This is a genomic window from Spirosoma terrae (assembly GCF_010435915.1).
GTDB classification, from domain to species: Bacteria; Bacteroidota; Bacteroidia; order Cytophagales; family Spirosomataceae; genus Spirosoma; species Spirosoma terrae.
Genome location: NZ_JAAFZH010000002.1, coordinates 304,962 through 330,978, shown reverse-complemented (window position 1 = coordinate 330,978; position 26,017 = coordinate 304,962). Strand labels below are relative to the sequence as shown.

The 26,017-nt window shown below is 49.6% G+C and carries 18 protein-coding genes; 8 read left to right on the top strand and 10 right to left on the bottom strand.

All coding sequences use genetic code 11. The annotated features are described in order from the left end of the window. Positions 1-36 precede the first annotated feature (36 nt). The 3 genes from GK108_RS06415 to GK108_RS06405 all read right to left on the bottom strand — a co-directional run bounded on the left by GK108_RS06415 (position 37) and on the right by GK108_RS06405 (position 5,390). Positions 37-1,095 carry a DUF4249 domain-containing protein gene (locus GK108_RS06415; protein WP_163944587.1) on the bottom strand — a complete coding sequence of 353 codons (1,059 nt, stop codon included), beginning with the start codon at positions 1,093-1,095 and terminating at the stop codon, positions 37-39. 2 nt (positions 1,096-1,097) lie between these two features. Then, a complete protein-coding gene (locus tag GK108_RS06410; RefSeq protein ID WP_163944584.1) occupies positions 1,098-3,512 on the bottom strand; it encodes a TonB-dependent receptor in 2,415 nt (804 codons plus the stop codon). Positions 3,513-3,659: 147 nt separating this feature from the next. Beyond that, complete coding sequence (locus tag GK108_RS06405) at positions 3,660-5,390, bottom strand: DNA polymerase/3'-5' exonuclease PolX (RefSeq protein ID WP_163944580.1); 1,731 nt, start codon at positions 5,388-5,390, stop codon at positions 3,660-3,662. A 108-nt stretch (positions 5,391-5,498) separates the two neighbouring features. Between GK108_RS06405 and GK108_RS06400 the strand changes: the two genes are divergently transcribed. Both GK108_RS06400 and GK108_RS06395 read left to right on the top strand, forming a co-directional pair. Further along, positions 5,499-6,002: a DUF2306 domain-containing protein gene (locus tag GK108_RS06400; RefSeq protein ID WP_163944577.1), complete on the top strand. Its 504-nt coding sequence runs from the start codon at positions 5,499-5,501 to the stop codon at positions 6,000-6,002. 39 nt (positions 6,003-6,041) lie between these two features. Next, positions 6,042-6,362, top strand: coding sequence for a 2TM domain-containing protein (locus GK108_RS06395; protein WP_163944573.1), 321 nt, complete (start codon positions 6,042-6,044; stop codon positions 6,360-6,362). 117 nt (positions 6,363-6,479) lie between these two features. Here GK108_RS06395 and GK108_RS06390 read toward each other — a convergent pair whose 3' ends face one another. The 5 genes from GK108_RS06390 to GK108_RS06370 form a co-directional block, all read right to left on the bottom strand. Then, positions 6,480-6,920 carry a hypothetical protein gene (locus GK108_RS06390; RefSeq protein WP_163944570.1) on the bottom strand — a complete coding sequence of 147 codons (441 nt, stop codon included), beginning with the start codon at positions 6,918-6,920 and terminating at the stop codon, positions 6,480-6,482. A gap of 21 nt (positions 6,921-6,941) precedes the next feature. Beyond that, positions 6,942-7,652, bottom strand: coding sequence for a VIT1/CCC1 transporter family protein (locus GK108_RS06385; protein ID WP_163944567.1), 711 nt, complete (start codon positions 7,650-7,652; stop codon positions 6,942-6,944). A gap of 2 nt (positions 7,653-7,654) precedes the next feature. Next, positions 7,655-8,866, bottom strand: coding sequence for an efflux RND transporter periplasmic adaptor subunit (locus tag GK108_RS06380; RefSeq protein ID WP_246224729.1), 1,212 nt, complete (start codon positions 8,864-8,866; stop codon positions 7,655-7,657). Positions 8,867-8,886: 20 nt separating this feature from the next. Further along, positions 8,887-13,317, bottom strand: a complete 4,431-nt coding sequence (locus tag GK108_RS06375; protein WP_163944561.1) for a CusA/CzcA family heavy metal efflux RND transporter — start codon at positions 13,315-13,317, stop codon at positions 8,887-8,889. A 315-nt stretch (positions 13,318-13,632) separates the two neighbouring features. Next, positions 13,633-14,019 (bottom strand): hypothetical protein, encoded by a 387-nt coding sequence (locus GK108_RS06370; RefSeq protein ID WP_163944558.1) that lies wholly within the window; start codon positions 14,017-14,019, stop codon positions 13,633-13,635. 213 nt (positions 14,020-14,232) lie between these two features. On the opposite strand from GK108_RS06370, the gene GK108_RS06365 reads away from it, so the two are divergent. After that, entirely contained in the window at positions 14,233-14,772 is a 540-nt protein-coding gene (locus tag GK108_RS06365; protein ID WP_163944556.1) for a gluconate 2-dehydrogenase subunit 3 family protein, read from the top strand. 40 nt (positions 14,773-14,812) lie between these two features. Further along, complete coding sequence (locus GK108_RS06360) at positions 14,813-16,531, top strand: GMC oxidoreductase (protein ID WP_163944553.1); 1,719 nt, start codon at positions 14,813-14,815, stop codon at positions 16,529-16,531. 133 nt (positions 16,532-16,664) lie between these two features. Here GK108_RS06360 and GK108_RS06355 read toward each other — a convergent pair whose 3' ends face one another. Both GK108_RS06355 and GK108_RS06350 read right to left on the bottom strand, forming a co-directional pair. After that, complete coding sequence (locus tag GK108_RS06355; protein WP_163944550.1) at positions 16,665-17,231, bottom strand: pentapeptide repeat-containing protein; 567 nt, start codon at positions 17,229-17,231, stop codon at positions 16,665-16,667. A 9-nt stretch (positions 17,232-17,240) separates the two neighbouring features. Continuing rightward, the gene (locus GK108_RS06350; RefSeq protein WP_163944547.1) at positions 17,241-18,035 is read right to left on the bottom strand and encodes a thymidylate synthase; all 795 of its coding nucleotides are present in this window, start codon (positions 18,033-18,035) and stop codon (positions 17,241-17,243) included. A gap of 419 nt (positions 18,036-18,454) precedes the next feature. Here GK108_RS06350 and GK108_RS06345 point away from each other — a divergent pair, with 419 nt between their 5' ends. The 4 genes from GK108_RS06345 to GK108_RS06330 all read left to right on the top strand — a co-directional run bounded on the left by GK108_RS06345 (position 18,455) and on the right by GK108_RS06330 (position 26,011). After that, complete coding sequence (locus GK108_RS06345) at positions 18,455-21,052, top strand: response regulator (RefSeq protein WP_170305384.1); 2,598 nt, start codon at positions 18,455-18,457, stop codon at positions 21,050-21,052. Between the two features lie 311 nt (positions 21,053-21,363). After that, positions 21,364-22,089 (top strand): hypothetical protein, encoded by a 726-nt coding sequence (locus GK108_RS06340; protein ID WP_163944545.1) that lies wholly within the window; start codon positions 21,364-21,366, stop codon positions 22,087-22,089. Next, entirely contained in the window at positions 22,089-24,854 is a 2,766-nt protein-coding gene (locus GK108_RS06335) for a TonB-dependent receptor (protein WP_163944542.1), read from the top strand. The genes GK108_RS06340 and GK108_RS06335 overlap by 1 nt, the downstream gene beginning before the upstream one ends. Positions 24,855-24,889: 35 nt before the next feature. Further along, complete coding sequence (locus GK108_RS06330; RefSeq protein ID WP_163944540.1) at positions 24,890-26,011, top strand: DUF4249 domain-containing protein; 1,122 nt, start codon at positions 24,890-24,892, stop codon at positions 26,009-26,011. The last annotated feature ends 6 nt before the right edge of the window (positions 26,012-26,017 follow it).

Below are 26,017 nucleotides of genomic sequence, written 5' to 3'. Positions count from 1 at the left end.
CAAAAATATCTTTTTTCCGGCTGGTAACCAAACCAATTAATAAGACCACCAACGGGGCTGGTTCGGGGTGCGATACAGACTGTTTTCGCATACGTAGCACGGCGATTGATCAGGTATACGTACTGGATAACTGACTTCAGGCACACCTTGCCCCCCACGCCGGTCGACGTTGATGGCTAACTCCGATACACCAGTTGCTCCAAAATAGCCAAACACCATAACGGATGGATCACTGACACATCGTACATTACCCTGAACCGACTGCGGAGCAGCATCGAACAAACCACCCGTATTGGAGGTCAACTGTTTAACGCTTTTCCAGAACGTATAGGCCCCCTTACTAATAGCCTGTTGTTGCACCTCAAGGTAATAGCGGCTCTGCGATTTATACGGCACCCGCATCACAAACTGACGGCTTATTTCATTCCCATTGACATTGGCATCCGAGTTTATATTAATGCAGTTGTAGCACCGTTCAATGTCCCAGCAGGGCGAGCAGCAAAGCAATCCTGTTAGACTCCCATCCAGTTCTTCCTTTTTAAAACAAACATCGATCGGTTCGTAGTGCGCCCAGTCCCACCTATAATAATTTCCAGGCGTTTGTGGGTCCTGCATATTCAGGTAGACATTCCAGCCCTGATTTTTCGCAGACACAAACGACTCGCCCTCAACCGTATACTCATAGTACAACTTCTTGATTGGCGGAGCCGACTGTAGCAGTTCGGCAGCAGATTCGTAGCGAAGGCCATCTTTCGTTTGAATACTTAACGTATAGCTACGACCAGCCACACCCCGAATTCCGTTAGCACTGGTCCGATAAAAACCGCCGGAAGCCAGCTCCGTTAAGGTTTCCCGATTTCCCTGGTCATCCTGTATCACAACCGTTGCCCCATATTCCAGGAAGTTCAGGCTTTTGTATGAATAGTCAGCCGTACGGGTAAGCTTAACGGTATAAGGCCCGGCCTGATTGGTAATCTGGCCCTCAACAATCAAGGCAGATGGTATGCTGACCGTATTGGGCTGAAATTCTGTAACGCAGGAGACCGCAGCAACAATAACTCCCAATCCTAATAAGAGCGCTCTAAACTTATTCATGATCAGAACTTGAAGTTATAGGTTAATGAAGGAAAAACCGTACCGAAAATCGATAGCTTATACGCATCCGAAAAAGACGCCGGACTGAGTTTGTAGAAAATAGAATACGCATTCTTATGGGCATACACGTTATAAACGGAAAAAACCCAGCTACTCTGATTCCGCTTGTTTTTAAGCGGATTCTGCTCAAACGTCATCGAAAAATCCAGTCGGTGGTAATCGGGAATCCGTTGTTGGTTCCGGTCCAGATATATAGGCACCAAAACTCCGCCTATTCGGGCAACAGCCGATGGTTGCGTGGTGGGGCGCCCAGTACTGTATGTAAAATTCAACGACAAATTGAACCAGTTTGTAGGTCGATAGACCGCCAGTACGTTCAGTGTGTGTGGCTTGTCATAATTGGCTGGATACGCCCGACCGCTATTGACCCGCTCTTCGGCGTATGGACTATCCATCGTCAGGAAGGTACGAGCGTATGTGTAGCTGACAAAACCGCTCCAAAGTCCTTTATTCTTACGTAGCAGGCCTTCAAAGCCATAAGCCTGACCACTTCCCTGTACAATCTGTGTTTCAACCGCTTCGGCCAACTGAATTTCGGCGCCATCGCGATAGTCAATTGCATTGGTCAGCGTTTTATAATACACTTCTCCAGATGCTTCAAAAACGTTGTCCGATGAGTTCCGGAAATAGCCCAGCGACCATTGATCAGCAATCTGTGGCTTGGTATACATATCACTTAAATGCCAGCGCGACGTTGGCAGGGCCGCTGTCGTATTCGTAATCTGCTGAATATATTGCCGCAATCGACTATAGCCCGCTTTTACGGCTTTCCCTTCACCCAGCGACCAGCGAATCGCTAATCGAGGCTCAAGGCCCCCATTGGAGTGGTAAATCGTTCCGGCCCCGTACTCTCTACTCGACTCCACAGTTTCGTCCTGGCGCGGTTGATTCGCCTGATACGTCCTAACGGTTTCCGGACCACGATTCAATAGAGCCGAGTAACGCAATCCTGCCAGAATCGACACATCGGCAGTAAGTTTCCACTCATCCTGAATGTAAGCCGCCAGTTCATACGCCCGTTCGCGGGCAAGATCAACGGGTAATACGTTGGAAATTGGACCCGGTGTGCGTGTATTAGGTTGAATCAGATAATCTACGGCACTGACTCCAGCCTGCCACTGATGGGTTTCATTAGGCGTATAGGTTAGATCGGATTTCAACTGCCGATGCCAGACGCCGGACTTAAGCTGAAAGGCATTCGAAGAATCAGATGACGAAAGGTCGGCCTGGTAACGACTATAGATGGCCGACGTAGCTAAATTCAACTGCTTGTTGATGAAGTAATTCCAACGTAACGTACCGGCCAGCGTCTGGTAATTAAACTGGGTAGAAGAAGCGTTTATTTCCTGACTGGATAGCGAATCGGAAGCCAGTTTAAAAACATCTGTACTTACGTAACCGGTAAACGTAACGGTATGCTGCTCATTAAGCTGGTACTTGAGCTTGGTTGTCAGGTCGTAGAAATTAGCCTTCGTGTCTTTCAGATTGGGTGGCGCAATTTTGAACAAAAAGTCATTGAATGAAGCCCGGGCAGCTGCCAGAAACGACAGTTTGTTTTTAATAATGGGTCCTTCCACTCCCAATCGGCTCGAAATAATTCCGATTCCTCCGTTTACTCCCCATTTGTCAACACTTGGCTCATTGATTTTAACATCCAGAACGGACGAAGCCCGACCACCATACGCAGCGGCTACTCCTCCCCGATTCAGCGTTACGTCCCGCACCACATCTGGATTGAACACCGAGAAGAAACCCATCAAATGGCTCGAATTAAAAATAGGCGCATCATCGAATAGAATCAGATTCTGGTCGGAGCCGCCCCCGCGAACATTAAATCCCGGAGCACCTTCGCCAACGGTTGTGACGCCCGGCAATAACAATAAACTCCGCACAATATCCACTTCGCCCATCAGTGGTGGAATGCGCCGGATGCTACGTATGCTCAACTGAGAAACACCAATCTCGACCTTTTTGACATTACGATCCGGGGCTTCACTTGTAACAATCACTTCTTCCAGATCTTTAGAATCATCCTGCATTCTGACTTCTCTAAAGAGCGTTTTTTGCAGCGAAATAGTATCCTCCAGCGTCCGATACCCTACGTGCGAAAACCGCAGTATATACTTTCCAGGCGGTAGCTGCACAACATAGAAACCGTCTTTAGCCGTTACGTACCCCTTCGATACGTTCAGAGCCACAATATTGACTCCCTGAATAGGTTTGCCTGTCTTTGCATCCCGCACATAGCCTGTGGCAGAATACGTAGTAGTCTGGTTGCTGGCCGCTGGCCGTTGCTGAGCCAATACGTTGCTAGTGAGCAGAAAAGAAAAGAGTAGCAGTAAAGGTAGAAACCGCATAAAGGCGTGGTTATGAAGCGCGGAAACGATCAAAAAATAGTAACAGATTATTACTAATCCACTGATAAAAGAGATAAATCAAATGATTTACCCTATTTACACAAAGGATTAACCGATAATTAATAATTCTCTGTTACTCCGCTACCGTTACTTACCTATACGTTCCCGGCGTTGTTGCAGGTATTCGCTCATTTCGTTTAGTGTCAGCGCATTAAACGTCATCGCTTTGGTAAGTCCGCCCTTACGACCAATGGCTACTCCATAATGCATGTCGAGCAATCCAGCCAGCTCATGCGCATCGGGATTAATGCTGAGCATAACGCCTTTTTGCATCGCGTAGTCGATCCAGCGCCAGTCTAGGTCGAGCCGATACGGACTAGCATTGATTTCGATCACAACCTGATGTTTAGCGCAGGCATCGATAATAGCCCGATGATCGATTGGGTAGCCTTCCCGCGCCAGTAATAACCGGCCTGTTGGATGCCCTAAAATGGTAGTGTATGGGTTTTCAATCGCCTTTAGTAAACGCGTCGTCGCTTTTTCGAGCGACATAGTTAGGGTTTGATGAACGGAGGCCACTACGTAATCGAACGTAGCTAACGTAGCGTCATCGTAATCAAGCGAACCATCGCCTAAAATATCCGACTCAATTCCTTTTAAAATACGGAAGTCCGAACCAAAACCAGCATTCAGTTGATCGATTTCGGCCTGCTGCTGGCGAACCCGGTCCACATCAAGGCCATTGGCATACGTAGCGGTTTTGGAGTGATCGGCAATACCAAAATAGGTCAGTCCTAACTCGCGGCAGTATGCGGCCATATCGGCTACCGATTGCTTACCATCCGACCAGGTACTGTGATTGTGCAACGTACCACGCAGGTCCTGCCAGGTCACCAGTTCGTCGTTCGTATGCTGACTCGCCCAACGGAAGGCGAAATCGTCTTCACGCATCTCCGGCACGATATACGGCAAACCAGCCTGCGCGTACAGGTTCTTTTCGATGGCTTCTGTGGTGTCCACGGCAATTTCTGGTATAACACTCGAATAAGCGACTTCCAGTAGAGACGTACCATTCGTGCCCATCTGCCGTAAATGGGCTTCTGTAGCCGTCTGCACAAATAGCTGACGGTTCATCTGTTGCGCCGAATAGAAAGGTAATTCTACCAGCACATCAAATCCCTGTAGCTGGCCCCGCCAGACAAAAGGCGACGATTCCTTTTCGTTTTGCTCCAGATTGGCCAGGCCAGACAAAATCTGCATGGCTGCAATCGGATCGCTTGTCTGCAGCAGTAACTGAACAGTGTCAACCTCCTGCGCTTTACGCCGAACCTGACCACTGATTTCGACCCGTTCGAAGTGCTTTATCAGCTCATCGTATAACAGATTGGCGATCATATCCGCCTTGTCCATACGGACTTTGCCTTGCTGTTCCTGCAAAAACTCCAGCGCTGCCAGAATCTTTTCCTGTGTGTTGGCACCGAACCCTTTGATCTTGGCAATCTGACCATTTTCACCCGCCAGTTTCAGATCGCGGAGGTTATCGATTCCCAACTCCTGCCAGAGCGTTCTGACTTTTTTTACACCCAATCCTTTGATTCGGAACATATCCAAAACCCCCGACGGTGTTTGCGCCATCAGTTCGTCCAGTTCAGCTAGACGACCGGTTTCGGCAATTTCCCGGATTTTCTGGGCCACTGATTTACCTACCCCTGGTAGTTTGACCAACTCCTCAACGGGCAAATTGACCAGATCGGCGGTGGATTTATCCAGATTAAACGCAGCAGACTGATACGTTCGGGTTTTAAAAGCGTCGCGGTCATGGAGTTCCATTAACCGGGCAGTCAGTTCCAGAAGTTCAACAATATCGGAATTGGTCATGATTATAGGGGTATTCACTCCGCAAGTTAGGTATTTGGTCAGATTTAGCGTGAAAGCCAATAAAGCATCCCTGTATCTTTATCACAGAAACCCGTAGCAACCACGACCATGTTAACAACCATTTTTCATTCTGCCACCGGCCTTGTCCACCTTGCCTCCGCTATCGCAGCGCTCGTGCTGGGAACAGCAGTGCTTCTGCTGAAAAAGGGCACCGTCCTGCACAAGCGACTTGGGTATGGTTACGTACTGGCAATGGTTCTGGTCAACGTAACAGCTTTCATGATCTATCGTTTGTTTGGCAATTTTGGACCTTTCCACATAGCTGCTGTTTTCAGCAGTATAACCATTGTGGGCGGCATAGTTCCTGCCTTACTCAAACGATATGTTAGCAGCTGGATCTATTTCCACTATTTTTTTATGAACTGGTCGGTTGTCGGTCTCTACGCAGCCTTCTGGGCCGAAACGCTGGTACGTCTTTTTCCCATGAAGCAGTTCTGGCCAGTTGTTGTTGTGGCAACGGGTCTGACTACGTTCATTGGCGGCCGACTGATCAGTCGCTATAAATCGGTTTTTCTGAAGCCAACAACCAGTACGCCCGTGCTGAGCAAATAAAGTAAACGACGTTCATTTATTCTAAACCAACTTACGACTATGGAATCGACATACCCAACTTCGGCCGACCGCGATCCTTTCCTTTGGAAACAAGCAAAAGCACGCGTTAGCTTCCGGCTGCATTTACGTTCTTATCTGATCGTCAACGCTGGTCTGTGGCTCATCTGGGCAATTTCTTCCTTCACGTCCCATACGAATTATGGTGGCTTCCGGTTACCGTGGCCCTTATTTGCTATGATTGGCTGGGGAATTGGACTGGCATCGCATTATTTCTCGGTTTACCACCGGGGTAGTGAGCAGCAAATGGTGGAAGACGAATACCGAAAATTGAAAAATAACGAAGGCGGCACGTTTCTGTAACGTACCGTGAGTTAATCTGTACTATCATCTTTGACAAACCGGGCCGCCGGGCGGTTTGTCAAAGATTGAGGATAAATGCTCTTATACCGCAGCGAACTCTGTATTGCGACTAACCGATTACAAACCGATTTCATCGTTTGGCCCATCCACTAAAGGCATACTGGTTAGCTCGGAGAAATAGTTGGCTATTACTTCAGAACGCAATTCCTGATTCGAACGCTTTGGTCGCTCTATAGCTAGTTGCAACTGGCGAAACAGACTTTCCGGGTTCATCCAATAGTCAGGATTCGTCAGAAAGGGACGAATAAATCGGTATAGATGCTCGAAAACAACCCAATCGACGTAAATAGAACCCTCCCTTTGCCGATGATACGTCGGGTTGAGTCTACTTACTTTATCAAACAGTATGTCATGGATCGATTTGGAGGCTATTTTACGCTTGTAGAGCGGTGCAGGCCGATACGGGCGAATAACCCCAGCATCCAGCAACAACTGAATATAGTCGGACAGATTGTACCAGACCGTTTCCGGGTCCGTGAAAAAGCGAATCGTTTTCATACGTATTAAACAATGGACGGGTCAGGCATTAAAGAAACGGGCTACGCCAAAGGCGGCTGCAGCGGCTACGGCGCCAATAAGCGTCACCTTGATGGCGCCACTAACAGGCGGTTGACCGGTGACTTTACTTTTGAAGTAGCCAAAAATGAACAGACATAGCAGCGTTAGGCCACAAGAATAGCCCAACGCGGTGTGCGGGTGGCTTAGGATAAAATAAGGGAGCAACGGAACTAGCCCACCCACTACGTAGGAAAGCCCGATCGTGAACGCACTTTTGGTAGCCCGTTTGGGGTCAGGCTCGTCAAGACCCAGTTCATACTTCATCATGAAGTCTACCCATTTCGTCTTGTCTTTGGCCAGTTCATCGGCAATGGCTTCCTGCAAAGCAGCATTAAGCCCCATGCTGGCAAATACCTCACGGACTTCCTGCTTTTCCCGCTCTGTCACTAACTCAACTTCGGCCACCTCGCGTCGGCGTTCCGACTCGTAATGATCGGCCTCGGTACGACCGGCCAGATACCCGCCCAGGCCCATAGCAATAGACCCGGCCACGATTTCAGCAACTCCGGCTGTAACAACCAGCGACGAACTGGCAACGGCTCCGCTCAAACCGGCGGCCAGGGCAAACGGTACGGTCAGCCCATCCGACATACCGATAACAATGTCTGAGATGACAGCCGAGCTTCGCAGATGCTGCTCTACGTGGGGTTGATTGTGTGGGATGTGTGCCATGTTTATTCTTCTTCGCTGTTATTAAGTTTAGCTAACAGGCTATACGCACCATTGACGACAACCGGCGTAGTGGCTGGGTTTATATTAGAGGGGAGCGTCACTGCTACGTAGCCTTTTTCCCGAACGCCCGTTTTTACATCCACCTGTCGAAACTGGTAGCTGGCGGGGTTGCCCTGCTTCTTCTCCAGAACGTATACCAGCGACTTCCCACCATAACTGACTACAGCCGCTTCAGGAAGCGTTTGCAGAGGTTGTGTTTGTACATCAACCTGGGCCGATACGTAGCCCCCCGGAATGAAATCATCGGGCCGGCGATCCGGGGCGTAACCATCGGGATGCGCCAGCACCGAAATGGTCCGATCAGCGGCAATGGATTTACCGATCAGGAAAATCTCTCCCCGATGCACGTAAGACGGATCGCCACCCATGCCAAAGTGAATGATTTGCCCGGCATGAATCCGGCTGATGTCTTTTTCGAAAATACTGAGCCGAACGTGCAGGTGGTCGACGTTGGTAATTTCGACCAGGATGTCGGATGGGTTGAGGAACCGACCATTGTTAACCGGTACGTTGGTCACAAAGCCCGATACGGGCGACGGAATAGTTACCTGACGGGTCAGCTGACTCGGGCTGAGTTTATCGGGGTTAATGTGCAGGATGGCTAATCGTTGCGCCATACCGGCCAGTTGCGCCTGCAAGCTCTGCCGGTTCGAGCGAACCTGCTGGAACTGCTTCAGCGCGTTTACGTTGTCGCGGCTCAGTTCCTGCTGACGGGCATAATCCAGATCGGCGTATTCCAGTTTTGCTTTCGTATCCAGATAATCCTGCTGGAGCTGAATATATTCGGGGTTTTCCAGCACGACCAGTGGCTGCCCTTTGCGGACTTTCATGCCCGGCTCCAGATCGATTTTCCGAATGTATCCGCCAAAGGGCACTGTTACCGACACCAGATTTGAAGCCGGTACGTCGATGGTTCCGTTTGCTTTGAGCGTAGTGTTGAGCGTACGTAGCATAGGTTGGCCGAGTTGAATAGCCGCTACGTCGTATTGGGCCTGAGTGAGCGACACCCGGACCGGGCCAGCAGTAGTAGAATCGCTCTTCGTTGGCGTTACTTCGGCCAGGTTAGCGTCTGCTTTATCGGCCTGTTTATCAGACGAGCTACAGCCAGCCGCCAGCAAAAGTGTCAGAAGTGCTACAGAAAATAAGGTATGCATAGTATACGGCATGGGTCGGATCAGGAGTTACCCAGTAAGTAGTTGATGGAGAGAACAGATTGGTTGTATTGGTTGAGCAGGTCGAGATAGTTTGACCGAATCGTAAAAGCCTGTTGCAGAGCCAGCGAAAATTCGACGTAGCCGATGTCGCCACTGCTGAACGCGCGTCGGGCATTGGTTTGAATCAGATCCGCCTGCGCCAGCCCGTTCGTTTCGTAATAGGTCAGTGCCTGTTGATACTGCTGGTATTGCCCAACCGCCTGTTTTAGTTGCTGACTCAGCGCGAACTGTCGGTTTTTCAATTCGGTCTGGGCGAGTTGTTCACCAATACGGGCGGCATTGATCCGCGCTTTCTGCGGCTGACCGATTAGCGGGAACGTAACGCCAACCTGCCCCCCGCTGAACCGATAGCCAGGCCCAAAATACAGTTCCTGCCCATCGATCAGTTGACTGCCAATGAGCGTCTGACTGAACAGCCCAACCAGGAAATCGGGTTTCAGCCGGGCCTGCTCCACTAGTCGGCTTTGTTCCGCCACCCGAATCTGCTCTTGTAGCTGCCGAAGTTGTGGATTGCGAGCCAGGGCTATACTGTCCTGAATCCCGTCGACGGTTAGTTTCGGCAACGGTTCACTAATAACCTCAACCGGCTGGGGGCTATACAGCAACATTTGCAACTGACTTCGGCTAGCAATGAGACTCGCTTCATTCTGCGCTAGTCTAACCCGCTGGTCGGCCAGCTGGCTTTCCGCCGTGGCTTTTTCCAGACTGCCCGTTTCTCCGGTTTTGACCCGTAACGTAGCCGCCTTGACGAATTCGGTCAGCACGGTATCCTGTTGCTGAAACAACTGCCGTTTCCGGTACAGATAGTTCAATTCGTAATAGGCTGACTTGACCCCGTACTGAATATCGTTTTGCGTAACGGCCACCTCCGCCTGCCGTGCGCTGACCGTCTGATCGTTCAGCTGGGCCAACCGACGCATCAGCGTCGGATTCGGGATGGTTTGCGTTAGGGTGAGATTGTTGTCGAATCGGCGACTGTTGTACTGGCCCAGCATGAGCGTAGCCGACAACCGCCCGGCATCGTAGGCCGTCCGACGTAACGCCTGCTGCTGGCTAACACCCAGATTCGCCGTTTGTAACTGACCGTTTCGCGTGGTAGCCTGCTGAATGGCCTGCTGCAACGTAAGCTGTTGCGGACCTTGTGCCCAGCCCGTTGTAGCCAGACCCAGCAGGAGGAGGATGCTGGCAATTTTTATTGGAGCGGCTGCCTTCGGCGATCGGGCGGCCTGCGCTTCTTTTTCTACAGCTTTTCGCTCGAACAACGAGTACAGAATGGGCAATACGATAAGCGTCAGCAACGTAGCGGTCAGCAAACCTCCAATCACGACGGTAGCCAGTGGCTTTTGAACCTCGGCACCCGCTGAGTTCGAAATGGCCATCGGAATGAACCCAAACGAAGCCACCAGGGCCGTCATAATAACCGGCCGTAGCCGCACCTCGGCCCCCTGCCGGATAATTTCGGTCATATCGGTGATACCTTCCTCGTGCCGAAGCCGATTAAACTCCGCAATCAGGACAATACCATTCAAGACAGCTACTCCAAACAGCGCGATGAAGCCAACACCCGCCGAAATACTGAACGGCATGCCCCGAATCAGGAGCGCAAATACACCCCCGATAGCCGCCATCGGAATCGCCATAAAAATGAGTAAACTCTGCCGAATGGAGTGGAACGTAAAAAACAGCAGGGCAAAAATCAGGGCCAGCGCAATCGGCACGGCAATGCTCAATCGTTGCTTGGCATCGACCAGGTTCTGAAACTGTCCGCCGTATTTGATGGAATAGCCGGGCGGGAATTTGATCCGCTGCCCCACTTTCTGCTGCAATTCTGTAACGATACTTTCGACATCGCGGCCCCTTACATTGAACCCCAGTGTAATCCGTCGGTGGGTATCGTCCCGCTGAATCTGATTAGGGGCCTCCTGAATTGTCACCTGAGCAATCTGTCCAAGCGGAATCTGCTGGGCAGGGCCAGCGGCACTGGCCGGAACCGATACGTACACATTTCGAATATCATCGACACTCTGCCGTCGATCCGCTGCCAGACGAACCACCAGATCGAACCGTTTCTCGCCTTCAAAAACCAGCCCCGCCGACTGCCCGGCAAACGCGGTGTTGATGACCCGATTCACGTCCGCTACGTTCAGCCCAAACTTGGCAATCTGTGCCCGGTCGAGCCGGATCAGAATTTGCGACAGTCCGCCCACCTGCTCGATATACAGGTCTTTGGCTCCGTCTATAGTTCGGATCAGTCCGCCGACCTGCTCAGCCAGTTTCGTGAGTTGGCCCAAATCTTCGCCGTAAATCTTCAGGGCTACGTCCTGCCGCGCGCCGGTCATCAGTTCGTTGAAACGCATCTGTACGGGTTGCTGAAACCCGAACGTAACGCCCGGAATAACCGACAAGGCTTCCGCCATCTTTCCGGCCAACTCATCGCGCGTTTTGGCTGATGTCCAGTCGTCTTTTGGTTTGAGAATAACCATCAGGTCAGAAGCTTCAATGGGCATCGGGTCAGTCGGAATTTCGCCGGAGCCAATTTTTCCCACCACCTGTTCGACCTCCGGAAATTGTTTGAGCAGAATCCGCTGCGCTTTCAACGTAGCATCGACGGTTTCGGACAGCGAGCTACCCGTCAGCGTGCGCGTATCGACCGCGAAATCACCCTCGTCGAGCTGTGGAATAAACTCGCCCCCCATCCGCGAAAACAGAAACAGTGCAACGCCCAGCAGCAGAACGGCACTGCTCAGAATCAGCAGCCGATGATGGAGCGCACGTAGCAGAATCGGTTCGTAAACGCGATGAACCCGCTTGATGATCCGGTCCGAATACGACTCTTTATGCTCGATTTTCTTGCTGAGCAGCAGGGCCGACACCATCGGCACGTAGGTGAGCGACAGAATAAACGCCCCCAGAATAGCAAAGGCTACCGTCAGGGCCATTGGCCGAAACATCTTCCCTTCGATACCCGACAGGGCCAAAATTGGCAGATACACAATCAGAATGATGATTTCGCCAAAAGCCGCCGACGACCGAATACGCCCCGCCGATTGATACACTTCGTCGTCCATTTCGGACTGAGTCAGGAACTCCACATCGGAGGGCGTCTTCACCCGTTCGTTCATTCGGGAATGAATATGGTGCAACGTCGCTTCAACGATAATAACCGCTCCGTCGACAATCAGCCCAAAGTCAATAGCACCCAGGCTCATCAGGTTCCCCGACACGCCGAACAGATTCATCATCGAAATGGCAAACAGCAACGCCAGCGGAATGACGGATGCGACCACAATACCCGCCCGAAAATTGCCCAGCAACAACACCAGCACCACAATGACAATGGTAGCCCCTTCCAGCAAATTCCGCTCTACCGTACCGATGGCACTGTTCACCATTTTGGTACGGTCCAGAAACGGAACAATCTGCACACCGGGGGGTAGCGTCTTTTGAATCTGGGCAATTTTTTCCTTAACCCGTTTAATAACCGCCGATGAGTTTTCGCCTTTAATCATCATAACCACAGCGCCTACCGTTTCGCCTTCGCCGTTACGGGTCACGGCACCGTAACGTACTGCCGATCCGATTTGCACCTGTGCTACGTCTCGCACGCGCACCGGTAACCCCTGGTTATTTAGCCGGATAACGATGTCGGCAATATCGCTGGGCGACTGGATCAGACCGTCGGAGCGGATGAAGAAGGCATTTGGTTTCTTGTCGATGTAAGCACCACCCGTGTTCTGGTTGTTTTGCTGAAGCGCTGTATAGAGGTCGGTGATGGTGATGCCAACGCTCCGTAAGCGGTCGGGGTCGACGGCAATCTCATACTGTTTCAGCAACCCACCAAATCCACTGACATCAGCCACGCCGGGTGTACCCAATAGAGCCCGGCGGATGGTCCAGTCCTGAATGGTACGTAGATCGGTTAGTGAGTACCGACTTTCGTAACCCTTCTTCGGAACGACTGTATACTGGAAAATTTCGCCCAGTCCTGTTGTGACGGGCGCCATCACCGGTGTGCCTACGCCGGGTGGAATCTGCCCGATTACGTTCTGCAATCGTTCGCTGATCTGCTGACGCGCCCAGTACACATCCGTCGCATCGGAAAACACGACCGTGACGATGGACAGTCCAAACCGGGAAAACGAACGAATTTCGGTCAGGCCGGGAATGTTCGATAAACCTACTTCAATAGGAAACGTCACCAGCCGTTCGATGTCTTCAGCCGCCAGCGATGGGCTGCTGGTAATGACCTGTACCTGATTATTGGTGATGTCGGGCACCGCATCAATCGGCAATTGCGAGGCCGACCAGGCCCCCCAACCAACCAGCGCCAGGGTGAACAAACCGACAATTAATTTATTATGGATTGAAAAATGAATAATGGCGTTCAACATCGCGACGACGAACGGTAAGTAGGCTTATGATAACTCCTGAATAGTAGCGTACGGGCTCCATTCGGCGTAATGCAACCGATGGATTAATGCGTTAAAGCTGTGTCGTTAGTAAGAATGGTATTTTTATCATTGCTCCTATGTCGCAATGACAAAAACGCGACCACAGTAACGTTCAAACAGCTTGGTTAAAACTGATTACCAGACTAGTAACGTAGCCCAACTTGTGCCAACGGATTACAAAAGCCCGGAAAAAGGTGAGAAGAATGAGGGAAATCGACCCGTAGGGATACAGTTTGGCCAACAGGTACGCCCCCGCTAGCGTCGGGGTGGATTGATCAACGACGATACGTTGACAAATGAGTATAAATTAGCGTATCGAAAACAGGCCGTTTGCGCCAGCAATAGTACCGAGAGGGCCATCAATGATAGGAGTATAACCGACGGTTCAGTAAACGCCGGAACCGCATGACCAACTGCTGGCAGATTGTGGTGGCTATGATTCGGATGCTTCTGGTGCTCTGCATTTGCGCCATAGTGCATCTCCATAAAATCTAGGAAGCCCAAGTCTGGCTCCGTTTTCCGGTGCTGCTGATAATGCTGCGCCAGATCGACAAGCTTGGCGGACTGATCTACACCGAAACCAGGAAGCAGACTGCTTACCAGTACCTGTGTTGCCAGTATAAATGCCACCAATGCTCTCATTGTAAATCGACTGCGTTATCTGCCTTAACAGATAGTTCACCGGAAAGTTCGAGGACAAAAGCAAAGTACGCTAATTTAGAAATAGTCCATTTCGCCCCCATCCTTTTATTCTTACATCATTGCAACCAGTAGTGGGGAAGAGAATATCATATATAACAAGTAGGTAATTTATCGTTATCTGCTTTTGATTGTTCGCTATTGTCAACTATACCTATGCAACGCCGTTCTGCAGTAAAGAGCCTGGCTCTTTCATTTGGAGGCTTACTTAGCCTACCAGCCTGGGCATCAGGCTGGACACCTGAATCGATTGGCCTCATCCCGAATGTACCCGCCGATCAGGAATCCTTTCTTGGAGAAATTGTGGAGACATTAATCCCACAAACAAACACGCCCGGAGCCAAAGCACTTAATGTACATCGGTTTGCCCTGCGAATGATTCGTGACTGCTACGATCCGCAGGCCAGCACAACCTTACAACAGGGCCTGGCCCTAACGGATTCGACAGCGCAGCAGGCTTATTCAAAGCTCTTTGTCGATTGTGAAGCTACGCAACGGGCCGACGTACTGGCGCGTCTCACCAACTCAACAGATCCGACAGCCAAACCTTTTGTCGATATGATTAAAGGTCTGACCATTCAGGGGTACACGAACTCTGAATTCTACATGACTACGATTCAGAAGTTCAATATGGCTCCCGGCTATTACCACGGCTGCGTTCCGGTTCAGAGCGTTCCACTCGGCGCTGGTCACTAAGTAATCTACCTTATTCTCCGTTACTTTTCTCTGTTCTATCATGTCTTTTCTAACTATAGATTCTATAAAAGCCCGGACTTTCGACGCCATCGTTGTTGGTTCAGGTATTAGTGGTGGCTGGGCAGCCAAAGAACTAACCGGCAAAGGATTACGCACGCTGGTTCTGGAGCGTGGCCGTGACGTAAAACATATAACCGACTACCCTACAACCATGATGCAGCCCTGGGAATTTGAGCACCTGGGCCAGCTTTCCAAAGAGTATAGAGACGCCAACCCGGTTGCCAGCCGATGCTACGCCAACCGGGAAGATGCCAGTCATTTTTTTGTCAAAGATGCAGACCATCCGTACATACAGGAAAAGCCATTCGATTGGATTCGGGGCTATCAGGTAGGCGGAAAATCACTGATGTGGGCACGGGGTACGCAACGCTGGTCTGATTATGATTTCGATGGTCCCGCGCGCGATGGTTTCGCGGTCGACTGGCCCATTCGTTACGCCGATATTGCGCCCTGGTATAGCTACGTAGAACGGTTTGCGGGCATATCCGGCAACAAAGACGGATTGGCTCAATTGCCCGATGGTGAGTTCCTGCCTCCTCACGAACAATCCTGCGTGGAGAAGCATTTTACCGATCAGATGGCGCTACGTTATAAAGGCACCCGTCCTGTTATTATTGGCCGTTGCGCTCACCTGACAAAACCCCAGCCTATTCACTACCAGCAGGGGCGCGGACAATGTCAGAACCGTTCCCTATGTCAGCGGGGCTGTCCGTATGGTGGCTATTTCAGCAGCAATTCGTCGACCTTGCCCTGGGCTGCCAAGACTGGCAAACTCACCCTTCGGCCTGATTCGGTTGTTCATTCGATTATTTTCGATGAGAAAAAAAATAAGGCGTCGGGTGTGCGGGTTATCGATGCCAATACGAAACAAATGACCGAGTACTACGCCCGAATCATCTTCGTGAATGCGGCTTGCCTGAACTCGAATCTGATTCTTTTGAACTCGACTTCCAATCGCTTCCCGAAAGGGTTGGGTAACGACAATGGGTTGCTGGGCAAATACGTTGCTTTCCATAATTTCCGCACGACGATTTCTGCCGAACACGAAGGATTTCAGGACACTACGACGGATGGTATTCGCCCCAATGGTAGTTACATTCCTCGTTTTCGGAACGTAGCGAAGCAGGAAACAGACTTCCTGCGTGGCTATGCTGCCGGTTTTGGTTCGTCGCGCATGACGCAGGTCGATACGTCGGGCATGGGCGAAACGCTAAAAACGAGTTTGATGCAGCCGAAATACGGCAACTGGCGCGTAGGATCGCATATGATGGGCGAAACCATTCCGAAAGAAACGAACTACGTTGCACTGGATTCAACCCTGACTGACCCCTGGGGAATTCCACAGCTTCGCGTATCGGTCGCTTACGACGAGAATGACGAAAAAATGATTCGGGATTTCCATGAGCAGATGACCGAAATGCTGACCGTTTCAGGATTTACCAACATTCAGACTCACGACAAACCCGACAAAGCGCCCGGACTTGACATTCATGAAATGGGTGGCGTCCGGATGGGGAAAGACCCCAAAACGTCGATGCTCAACAAATGGAATCAATTCCACAACTGCAAAAACGTATTTGTAACGGACGGAGCCTGCATGACGTCGACCTCAACCCAAAACCCGTCGTTGACGTTTATGGCGATCACCGCCCGCGCTGCCGACTATGCCGTAAAAGAAATGCGTAAAGGGAACTTGTAGAAGCTTAGTGCCCGCTGTATTGTGAGTCTGTTTGAACTTTCTAAAACTGAATAATAATCGGCGTATTTCTGTCATCCCTCCTGCCGCACCGGCGGACCGGTCGGGATGACAAAAATGGCAATTACAATGTAGGCTACTTACTGACAATCAGATCATGTTTCGTTAAAAGGCCCGGCAGACTCTCCAGCGAGAACCGGGCCTTTTTTAGCTTATTACTGTCTGGATTTATTTCCAGATTATAGGAGCTGGCAAAATCAACCTGCGTCAGATTATTGTCTTCGAACCTGGTCAACTCCAGATTACAGTGCTTAAAAGCCGTTCCTGTTAAATCGCACTTCAGGAAATAAGCTTCTTTTAGCGAGCAATCAATGAAATGCGATTTCTTGAGCTTACGATTCAGAAAAACAGTGTAATCAAGCATACACTCCTGAAAATCAACGTGGAAGCCAAACGCATTGCAACTACCGAAATCGACGTGAGCCAACTTGCAGTTAATGAAGCTAACATCATACAGCTTCGTATTCTTCAGCTCAATACCCCCCAGATTACAAGCCTCGAACCGGCAGTTGACTAAATTCGACCCAGAAAAAGCCATTCGCGACAGATCGAGTTTTCGGAACGTACATTCCTCGAATTCCTGACTTATCCATCGCTCAGGAATGGAGTCAGGATCATCAAAGAGTTGCTTATAATACTCCATTAAAACAGGTTAGACGGCTACCGGTGCCTTAATGGCCGGATACGGATTATAGTTTTCGAGCGTGAAATCGTCGTAAGTAAAGTCGAAAATCGATTTCACGTCAGGATTCAAACGCATGGTTGGTAATGGTCGGGGCTCACGGGCAAGCTGCGTCTCTACCTGTTCCAGGTGATTCAGATACAGATGCGTATCGCCCCCTGTCCAGATAAACTCGTAAGGTTCCAGGCCACATTCCTGCGCAATCATCATCGTCAGTAGCGCATACGACGCAATATTGAACGGAACGCCCAGAAATACGTCGGCGCTACGTTGGTAGAGCTGGCACGACAATTTTCCGTCTGCTACGTAGAACTGGAACAACGCATGGCAGGGCGGCAATGCCATACCGGGTACATCGGCCGGGTTCCAGGCCGAGACGATCATTCGGCGCGAATCGGGCGAGTTTTTAAGCTGCTTCAATACGTCAGCTAACTGATCGATGGTACGTCCATCGGTAGTAGCCCAGCTGCGCCACTGACGACCATATACCGGCCCCAGATCGCCGTTCTCGTCAGCCCATTCATCCCAGATCGATACGCCGTTGTCTTTCAGGTATTTAATATTTGTATCGCCTTTGATAAACCAAAGCAGTTCGTGAATAATCGACTTTGTATGTACTTTTTTGGTTGTCAGCAGTGGAAAGCCTTCCTGCAGATTAAAGCGCATCTGATAGCCAAAAACACTAATCGTACCCGTGCCGGTACGATCTGTTTTGCGAGTCCCATTAGCCAGGATATGGCGTAGTAGATCGTGATATTGTTGCATAGGACAAAGAAACGAAAAAGGCCGTTCTCTTCCATCCTTCTCTTAGGAATAACCCTGCTGCCATTGGCAATCACTTTTCAAAACCACACAAAATAACTACCTTCAAACGCTGGCAACCGATAAGCAATCAACAGCCAAATAGTTTATTTCTCGAACTAATAACAAACTTATTATTTACGTAATCTTTCGTTTATACATTTGATATATCATTCTATGTGGCACTACGTGCTAATTTATCAGCGTCTATGTGTCTTGCCATACACGGTCAGGCCGTACTGGTAGTAGCGTTGAGTGCCAATTTTTACGTAATTGAGTAGCATCGGGGAAACATTTGAGGGGTGAGGTTGATTCGGTTTGTACAGATCAGGCTGTACGCATCCAACGCTAACCCGAAAAGTAAGTCGGCCTACGTATTACCTATGGAGTCTACAAAACGAATTGGCTGGATATTAGCGGTTGGACTGTTAATTCCGATACTTATTGGAATTAACTCCCTTCGCACTACCCAACGCATAGTTGAACAGAACGAATGGCTGATTCATACCCATCTTGTACTACAGAAAACCCAGCAATTACAAGCCCATATAATTACTCTGGATAATGATCTTCGGGGTTATCTGCTTAGTAATCGAAATCATTTTTTTAAAGCAGACTATGATCGAAACACACGGGAGATCAAGGCATATTTAAAGCAAATCATAACACTAACTGCCGCAAGGCCATCTCAGCATAATCGCCTGCTGGCTGTTGATCGGTTGGTTCAGCAAAAGCTGGAACACGGCGAGTTCCTATTCTCGCAGAACACAACCGGAAATGGTCTTGCTCACTTAGATTCTGTCGAAAATTTCGTGAGTCTAAGCACACAGCTCTTCAATCAGTTAAAAACGATTGAAACGGTCGAAAACGACCTGCTGAACGTTAGAGCGGCTTCTAGCGAACAATCGGCTAACTATGCGACAACCAGTAGCCTGGTGGGGGCAGCAGCAGCTTTACTCATCATTCTCTGGGCTATTTACCGGCTATTTCAAACCCTGCGCGATACGAATCAGCTCAACAAAAAACTGGCACAGAGCGAACAGCAACTCAAACAGTTTCTGGAAGCAGTACCTGTTTCTATCATGGTTACTGATCAGGAAGGTACTCTTTACTATGCCAATCAGGCATCTATGAAAACGTTTGGATCGCTGGGTACCTCAAAGAACTACACTGAACTGTTAAGGAAGGTTGAACTTTATCAATATCCCAGTGGCAACCCCTACCCGATTGAACGCCGACCAGCCTATAGAGCCCTTAGAGGTGAGGCTAGTCAGGTGGATGATATAGAAGTACACATTGATGGCAAAAAGATTCAATTGATGAGTTCGGCCAGTCCGGTTTTTGATACGGACGGCACCCTGCAATACGTTGTCTCGTCCAGCATTGATATCAGCGAACGGGCACAATCGCATTTTCGGCTGGAAGAAGCAAAGGAAATGGCGGAACAGGCGGCCCGGTTGAAGCAGAATTTCCTGGCCAACATGAGCCACGAGATCCGTACACCACTCAACTCAGTAATCGGGTTTTCCAACCTGCTTGAACACACCCCCCTTAACACCGAGCAGGCCGATTATGTGAAACTCATTCAGACGGCCGGAAAAAACCTGCTTACCATTGTCAACGACATTCTGGATATATCCAAAATCGAAGCGGGCATGATCGACCTTGAGTCGATTCCATTCAACATTCATTCCTTAACGGCTTCGCTTCAGACCATGTTGCTGCCAGCAGCTGCCGACAAAAATCTGCAATTGATCTTCGAGGTAGATGCTACGTTGCCGTCGCTGGTTCTGGGCGATCCTACACGCCTTACCCAAATCCTGCTGAACTTGCTCAGCAATGCCATCAAATTCACCAAAGAAGGCTCCGTTTCGGCCCACATTGTTAATCAGGGTATACGTGACGAATCGGTACGGGTTCGGTTTTCGGTTAAGGATACCGGCATTGGTATCGACGCTGATGCGCTACCCCATATTTTTGAACGTTTCCGTCAGGCCAGCAACTTCACAACTCGTTTTTACGGCGGCACGGGCCTTGGTCTCAATATCGTAAAGTCGCTTACGCACATGCTTGGCGGCTCGATTAACGTAAGCAGCGAACCCGGCAAAGGTTCTGAATTTACGATTGAATTAACGTACCCTATTGCGCCTGAATCGATTCGGCAAACGATGGACCCTGGCGTGGCCCTCACCGACAGCGAGACGAAACTTTTGAAAATTCTGGCCGTTGAAGATAACGTAATGAATCAGCGGCTGGTCCTGCAGGTTATCAAACGCCTGGGCTATCAGGCCCGGCTTGCCGAGAATGGTCAACAGGCACTCGATATGCTTCAGGAAGAGAATTTCGACCTGATCCTGATGGATATTCAGATGCCGATTATGGATGGCTATCAGACCACGTATCACATCCGCCATACGCTACGTAGCAACATTCCGATTATAGCCATGACGGCCCACGCGCTGGCCAGCGAGCGCGAACAATGTTTGCAGGCAGGGATGAATGATTTTCTGCCGAAACCGTTCCAGATGGAGGATCTGCAACGAATGATTCTCCACTATGGTCTGCATAAAGACGTTCAATTTTCGTCCCTGCTTGAACCCGCCACCGCCCTACCATCATCAAATCCTGCTACGTTCTCCCTGGAGCCGCTCCTCAATTCAGTAGGAAACGATGCCGAACTGGCCCTGGAACTACTGGAAATTTATCTTGACAAAACCCCTAAAGAACTGGATGAGTTAAAGCTGGCCCTGCAGGATAAGGATGTACCCGCCATTGGTCGAACACTCCACACGCAGAAAGCGCCCGCTATGATGATGGGTTTAACAAAAATTACTGAGCAGAATTTATCCATCGAGGCCCTGGTGAAAGCCCAAAAAGGGATCGAAGAAGTAGGTCCTCTTGTCGACACCTATATCCAAACGGTTGAGTCCGAATTGCCAGCGATTCAGGACGTTCTACAAAGAGGATTAAACCAGGACTAATTCTGTTTCTCTTACGTATCAATCTGTCTGCTTACCTCAATCTGCTTACTCTCCCGTCTTTTCAATTCTTTATTCAACAAACGTCTTGTACGTATCATCACTAGCGTATATCTTGCAGTTCTTGATCTTTGTTCTTCTACCTGCTCACACATAGTTCCAGAGCACCTTCTTAACCGTCTCAAAGGTGGATTTTTCCACCGCTTAGTTTATTACAGAAACGAACCGTATAAGAAAAATACGGCTGTGATCATTATTATCTGACGAATTCATCCTTTTTGACGAACAGCTTATCGGCATGTCAACGTTAATCTATGCATTATCTGGCGCTTAGTGTTTTATCTTTTTTCCTGGTAACGGATACCCTCGGCCAAACCGCCCGTTCCGACAGCTCATTTCTGGCTTTAGCTCAGAATCGGACCATTCAACTCTATAAAGGTTCGCTAACCGAAAATATGCTTCTTTATAATGGCAATGAGCATATTCCGCACGACCGACGAATAAAAATCCATCCTTACTTCGCAACGGATAGTCTGCAACTGGGGTCTCTGTCTTACAATGGGATTGACCATCAGAACGTCATGATGCAGTACGATATCGTTCGCGACGAGCTGGCCATCCGGCTGAGTGAAAGTGTCTTTCGGATTCGTCCTCACAGCGAACGTATCAGTTCGTTCGCTTTCCGCAACTATCAGTTTGTTCGACTGGTGGCCGATAGCGCAGCAGGCGTGAGTACGGGCTTCTACCAGGTGCTGCACAACGGGCCAGTCAAGTTTCTGGCCAAACGAAAAAAAACCGTTCAGGACGATTTGTCGCAACGGGTTTATCAGGGAAATTATCTGGTCAGGGACAGGTACTTCATTTTTAAAGATGGGGCTTATCACGAAGTAAAAAGCAAACGGTCGGTCTTTGCCTTGTTTCCCGACCAGAGTGCAACACTTCGAAAATACCTGCGGTCAACCAAAATCAAGTTCAATCAGCAGCGTGAAGAGGCCATAACGGCAATAGTACAACAGTATGAAAAATTAACGCCTTACTAATGGTTCAACTCTACCGCACTCTTATCCCATTTCTGTTCGTCATTGGCCTCATAACCACGGTAAAGGCACAACAACCTACCGAGAAGCCCATCACTGGTAATTTTGCCAATCTACGTTTCGAACAGTTCGTTCGGCAGATTGAAAGCAGTACCCCCTACCGTTTTTTTTATAACCCCAGCGATGTCGACAGCCTGCTTGTTAACCTACAGGCCGATCAGCAGCCAATACGTAGTGTACTTCGTCAGCTTTTCGAAGGAACGCGGTATTTCTACGCCGTCGACCGCCAGCAACGTATTTACATTACATTCGATCAACCCATCCATACTGATTTGCCTGTTGGTTACTTTCGGGGTGGTGGCACCGCCCCTACCGACTCAACGGCCAATGCTTACCTGACGCTTGGCAAAGCCAAACGCGTTGAACCCGATAAGGTATATGACATCGGCCGACGTACCAATCCAATCAGGCCGGGCCGGTCTACCATTGCGGGTTCAATACGGAACGTAGCCTCCGGCGAACCCGTTGTGGGGGCCGCCGTCTACATCGAAAACCCACGAATGGGAACCGTAACCGACCAGTTCGGCTACTATTCCATTACGTTACCACGCGGACGCCATGACCTGAAACTACGTAGCATCGGCATGAAAGATGCCCGGCGCCGGATTATTCTGTATTCAGACGGGAAACTGGATATTGAGATGGAAGACGACGTAATAGCCCTGAAAGAAGTCGTGATCGAAGCCGAGAAAGACGTCAATATATCGGGGATGCAGATGGGCCAGCAGCGGGTCGATATTAAAACGATCAAACAGGTGCCGACGGCGCTGGGTGAAGCCGATCTGCTCCGTGTTATTCTGACGCTTCCGGGCGTAAAATCAGTCGGCGAAAGTTCTACCGGTCTTAACGTGCGCGGAGGGGCCACTGATCAGAATTTGATTCTCTATAACGACGCCATGATTTACAATACTTCCCATTTATTTGGATTCTTCTCGGCGTTTAACCCTGATATCATCAAAAGCGCTGAACTCTATAAAAGCGGTATTCCGTCCCGTTTTGGCGGCCGACTCTCATCGGTACTGGAAGTCCAGACGCGCGATGGCAACAAAAAGAAACTGGTCGGCTCGGGCGGTATCGGCTTGCTCACGAGTCGTTTGACGCTGGAAGGACCTATATTAAAAGATAAAACGTCGTTCATTATCGGCGGCCGTTCAACGTATTCAGACTGGTTGCTACGTCAGTTACCGAACACGGCGTTTAATAATAGCCGGGCTTCGTTTTACGACCTGAATCTGCACGTTACGCACGATTTCAATGAACGTAACACGTTGTATGTGACCGGCTATTTAAGCAGCGATAGTTTCCGACTCAACAGCGACACGACGTATCAATATCAGAATCAGGCCGCAACTCTGAAGTGGAAACACATTATTAACAATAAACTATACAGCGTTTTCACGGGGAGTTACAGCGGCTATAAATACAACGTCTACAGCGAGAAAAACCCGGTAAATGCGTATAATCTGAATTTCGGTATTAACCAGTCGCAGCTTAAAGCCGATTTCAATTATTTTCCGAGCAATCAGCATTCCCTTGATTTTGGTATCAGTTCCACCCTCTACAAACTATCGCCCGGCAATTTTCAGCCACGGGGTAGCGAATCACTCATCCTGCCCGATGTGGTGGCCAACGAACAGGGTATCGAAAATGCGATTTATGTAGGCGACAAGTTTGACATCACCCCCAAATTATCGATCAGTGGTGGGCTACGTTACTCGGCTTACACGTATCTCGGTCCACGGTCTGTGTTTCAGTATGCGCCGGGTCTAGCCAAAACTGTTAACACGATTATCGATACGGTATCGTACAGTAATAACCAGCCCATTAAAACCTATCACGGCCCCGAGTATCGTTTTTCGCTCCGCTATGCCTTAACGTCAACTTCGTCAATTAAGGCGAGTTTTAACCGGATGCGCCAGTACATTCAGATGCTGTCCAACACCACGGTTATTGCCCCAACCGACATCTGGAAGCTGAGCGATCCGCATATCAAACCGCAGATTGGCGATCAGTATTCGCTGGGCTTTTACCGTAACAACCGGACCAATACCATTGAAACCTCGGTTGAAGTGTATTACAAAACCATGCAAAACCTGCTCGATTACCGGAGCGGTGCCGTGCTGCTGCTCAATCATCACATCGAAACCGATGTTGTTAATGCGCAGGGAATGGCCTACGGCGTTGAGTTTCTCGTCAAAAAGGCAACAGGAAAATTGAATGGCTGGCTCAGCTACACCTATGCGCGAACATTGCTACGTACCAATGGGCCAACGAGCGCCGAAACGATCAATCAGGGCAGTTATTATCCAAGCAACTACGATAAGCCCCACGATGTGACAATGATTGGCAACTATCGGATTAACCGCCGATTCAGCCTGTCGTTGAACTTTACCTATAGCACCGGGCGGCCCATTACGTTACCCGTTTCGAAGTTTACGCTCGATGGGGCTCAGCGGATTCTGTACTCGGAGCGGAACCAGTATCGGGTTCCAGACTACTACCGGGCCGATTTTGCGATGAACATCGAAGGGAACCACAAGGTCAGGAAACTGGCGCATAGTTCCTGGACAATTTCGGTCTATAATCTGACCGGACGCAGAAACGTGTATTCCGTCTATTTCAAATCGGAGAATGGCGTCATCAATGGCTATCGATTATCCATTTTTGGGCAACCCATTCCGTCCATTACCTACAACTTTAGATTTTAAGGATGACGCCGACCTCTAAGCCGCAAATTCCACGCATGAAGAAATCCATTTATAGCCAACTACTCGCCTGGTCTATCCTTCTGCTCGCCGGAGGGTGTATTGACCCCTACCGCCCGCCCGAAGTCACATCGCCGGGTAGTTATCTGGTTGTGAGTGGGTTCTTTAATAGTGCGCCTAGCACAAAGACCAGTATTCAATTATCGCGTACGCAAAACCTGACCGATACAAAAGCACCAACGGTTGAAACCAAAGCCCAGGTAAGCATCGAAAGTAGTAGCAACGCCAGCTACAAACTTCAGGAAGAAAGCGGTGGTGTCTACACACTGTCGGGCGTTGTGCCGTCGCAGAACGAAACGTATCGCTTACGGATTCGTACTGCGCAGGGCGCCGAATATCTGTCGGAATTTGTACCGGTCAATACCACTCCTCCCATCGATAGTGTTAGCTGGCAGATTCAATCGGATGGTATTCAGATCAATGTTAATACGCACGATCCTACCAACAAAACACGGTACTATCGGTGGGAGTTTGACGAAGCCTGGGAGTACGTTGCGGCTTACCAGTCGTCGCTGGAGCTGAAAAACAATCAACTTGTCGATCGAACCGAAAATGTTTACCGTTGCTGGGGCAGTTATATCGACAGAACCATTCAGCTGTCCTCCTCCATTCGGCTGAGTCAGGATGTAATCAGCCAGCGTCCGCTACGGTTCATTCCCAGTTCGTCCATCAAACTTGGTATCAAATACAGTATTCAGGTCAAACAAACGGCGCTCAGCGAGCCCGCTTTTTCGTACTACGAACAACTGGCTAAAATAACCCAGAACGTAGGCTCCATTTTTGACCCACAGCCGTCAATGGTTATTGGCAATATTCATCCGGTGGCCAATTCCAACGAACTTGTAATGGGTTTCTTCCGGGTTGGCACCGTCGAGACGAAGCGACTTTTTATTCGTAGAGCCCAGATCCCCCCCTGGCAGATTTTCACCGGCAATGGCAGCTGCCTGATCGATACGTTATCGCTGTCAGATATTCGGGAATATCAGCCAGCGGTTATCAGTCCGTTTGATATGGGACTTTACCTGACCACGTCATTCGACTGCGTTGACTGCCGATTAAAAGGTGGCGTAACGAAACGACCAGATTATTGGGACCAGTAGACATTG

Excerpts from the sequence above, each read along its gene's own strand:
- GK108_RS06415 (WP_163944587.1), bottom strand. The coding sequence starts at position 1,095 with ATGAATAAGTTTAGAGCGCTCTTATTAGGATTGGGAGTTATTGTTGCT.
- GK108_RS06410 (WP_163944584.1), bottom strand. The coding sequence starts at position 3,512 with ATGCGGTTTCTACCTTTACTGCTACTCTTTTCTTTTCTGCTCACTAGC.
- GK108_RS06405 (WP_163944580.1), bottom strand. The coding sequence starts at position 5,390 with ATGACCAATTCCGATATTGTTGAACTTCTGGAACTGACTGCCCGGTTA.
- GK108_RS06400 (WP_163944577.1), top strand. The coding sequence starts at position 5,499 with ATGTTAACAACCATTTTTCATTCTGCCACCGGCCTTGTCCACCTTGCC.
- GK108_RS06395 (WP_163944573.1), top strand. The coding sequence starts at position 6,042 with ATGGAATCGACATACCCAACTTCGGCCGACCGCGATCCTTTCCTTTGG.
- GK108_RS06390 (WP_163944570.1), bottom strand. The coding sequence starts at position 6,920 with ATGAAAACGATTCGCTTTTTCACGGACCCGGAAACGGTCTGGTACAAT.
- GK108_RS06385 (WP_163944567.1), bottom strand. The coding sequence starts at position 7,652 with ATGGCACACATCCCACACAATCAACCCCACGTAGAGCAGCATCTGCGA.
- GK108_RS06380 (WP_246224729.1), bottom strand. The coding sequence starts at position 8,866 with ATGCATACCTTATTTTCTGTAGCACTTCTGACACTTTTGCTGGCGGCT.
- GK108_RS06375 (WP_163944561.1), bottom strand. The coding sequence starts at position 13,317 with ATGTTGAACGCCATTATTCATTTTTCAATCCATAATAAATTAATTGTC.
- GK108_RS06370 (WP_163944558.1), bottom strand. The coding sequence starts at position 14,019 with ATGAGAGCATTGGTGGCATTTATACTGGCAACACAGGTACTGGTAAGC.
- GK108_RS06365 (WP_163944556.1), top strand. The coding sequence starts at position 14,233 with ATGCAACGCCGTTCTGCAGTAAAGAGCCTGGCTCTTTCATTTGGAGGC.
- GK108_RS06360 (WP_163944553.1), top strand. The coding sequence starts at position 14,813 with ATGTCTTTTCTAACTATAGATTCTATAAAAGCCCGGACTTTCGACGCC.
- GK108_RS06355 (WP_163944550.1), bottom strand. The coding sequence starts at position 17,231 with ATGGAGTATTATAAGCAACTCTTTGATGATCCTGACTCCATTCCTGAG.
- GK108_RS06350 (WP_163944547.1), bottom strand. The coding sequence starts at position 18,035 with ATGCAACAATATCACGATCTACTACGCCATATCCTGGCTAATGGGACT.
- GK108_RS06345 (WP_170305384.1), top strand. The coding sequence starts at position 18,455 with ATGGAGTCTACAAAACGAATTGGCTGGATATTAGCGGTTGGACTGTTA.
- GK108_RS06340 (WP_163944545.1), top strand. The coding sequence starts at position 21,364 with ATGCATTATCTGGCGCTTAGTGTTTTATCTTTTTTCCTGGTAACGGAT.
- GK108_RS06335 (WP_163944542.1), top strand. The coding sequence starts at position 22,089 with ATGGTTCAACTCTACCGCACTCTTATCCCATTTCTGTTCGTCATTGGC.
- GK108_RS06330 (WP_163944540.1), top strand. The coding sequence starts at position 24,890 with ATGAAGAAATCCATTTATAGCCAACTACTCGCCTGGTCTATCCTTCTG.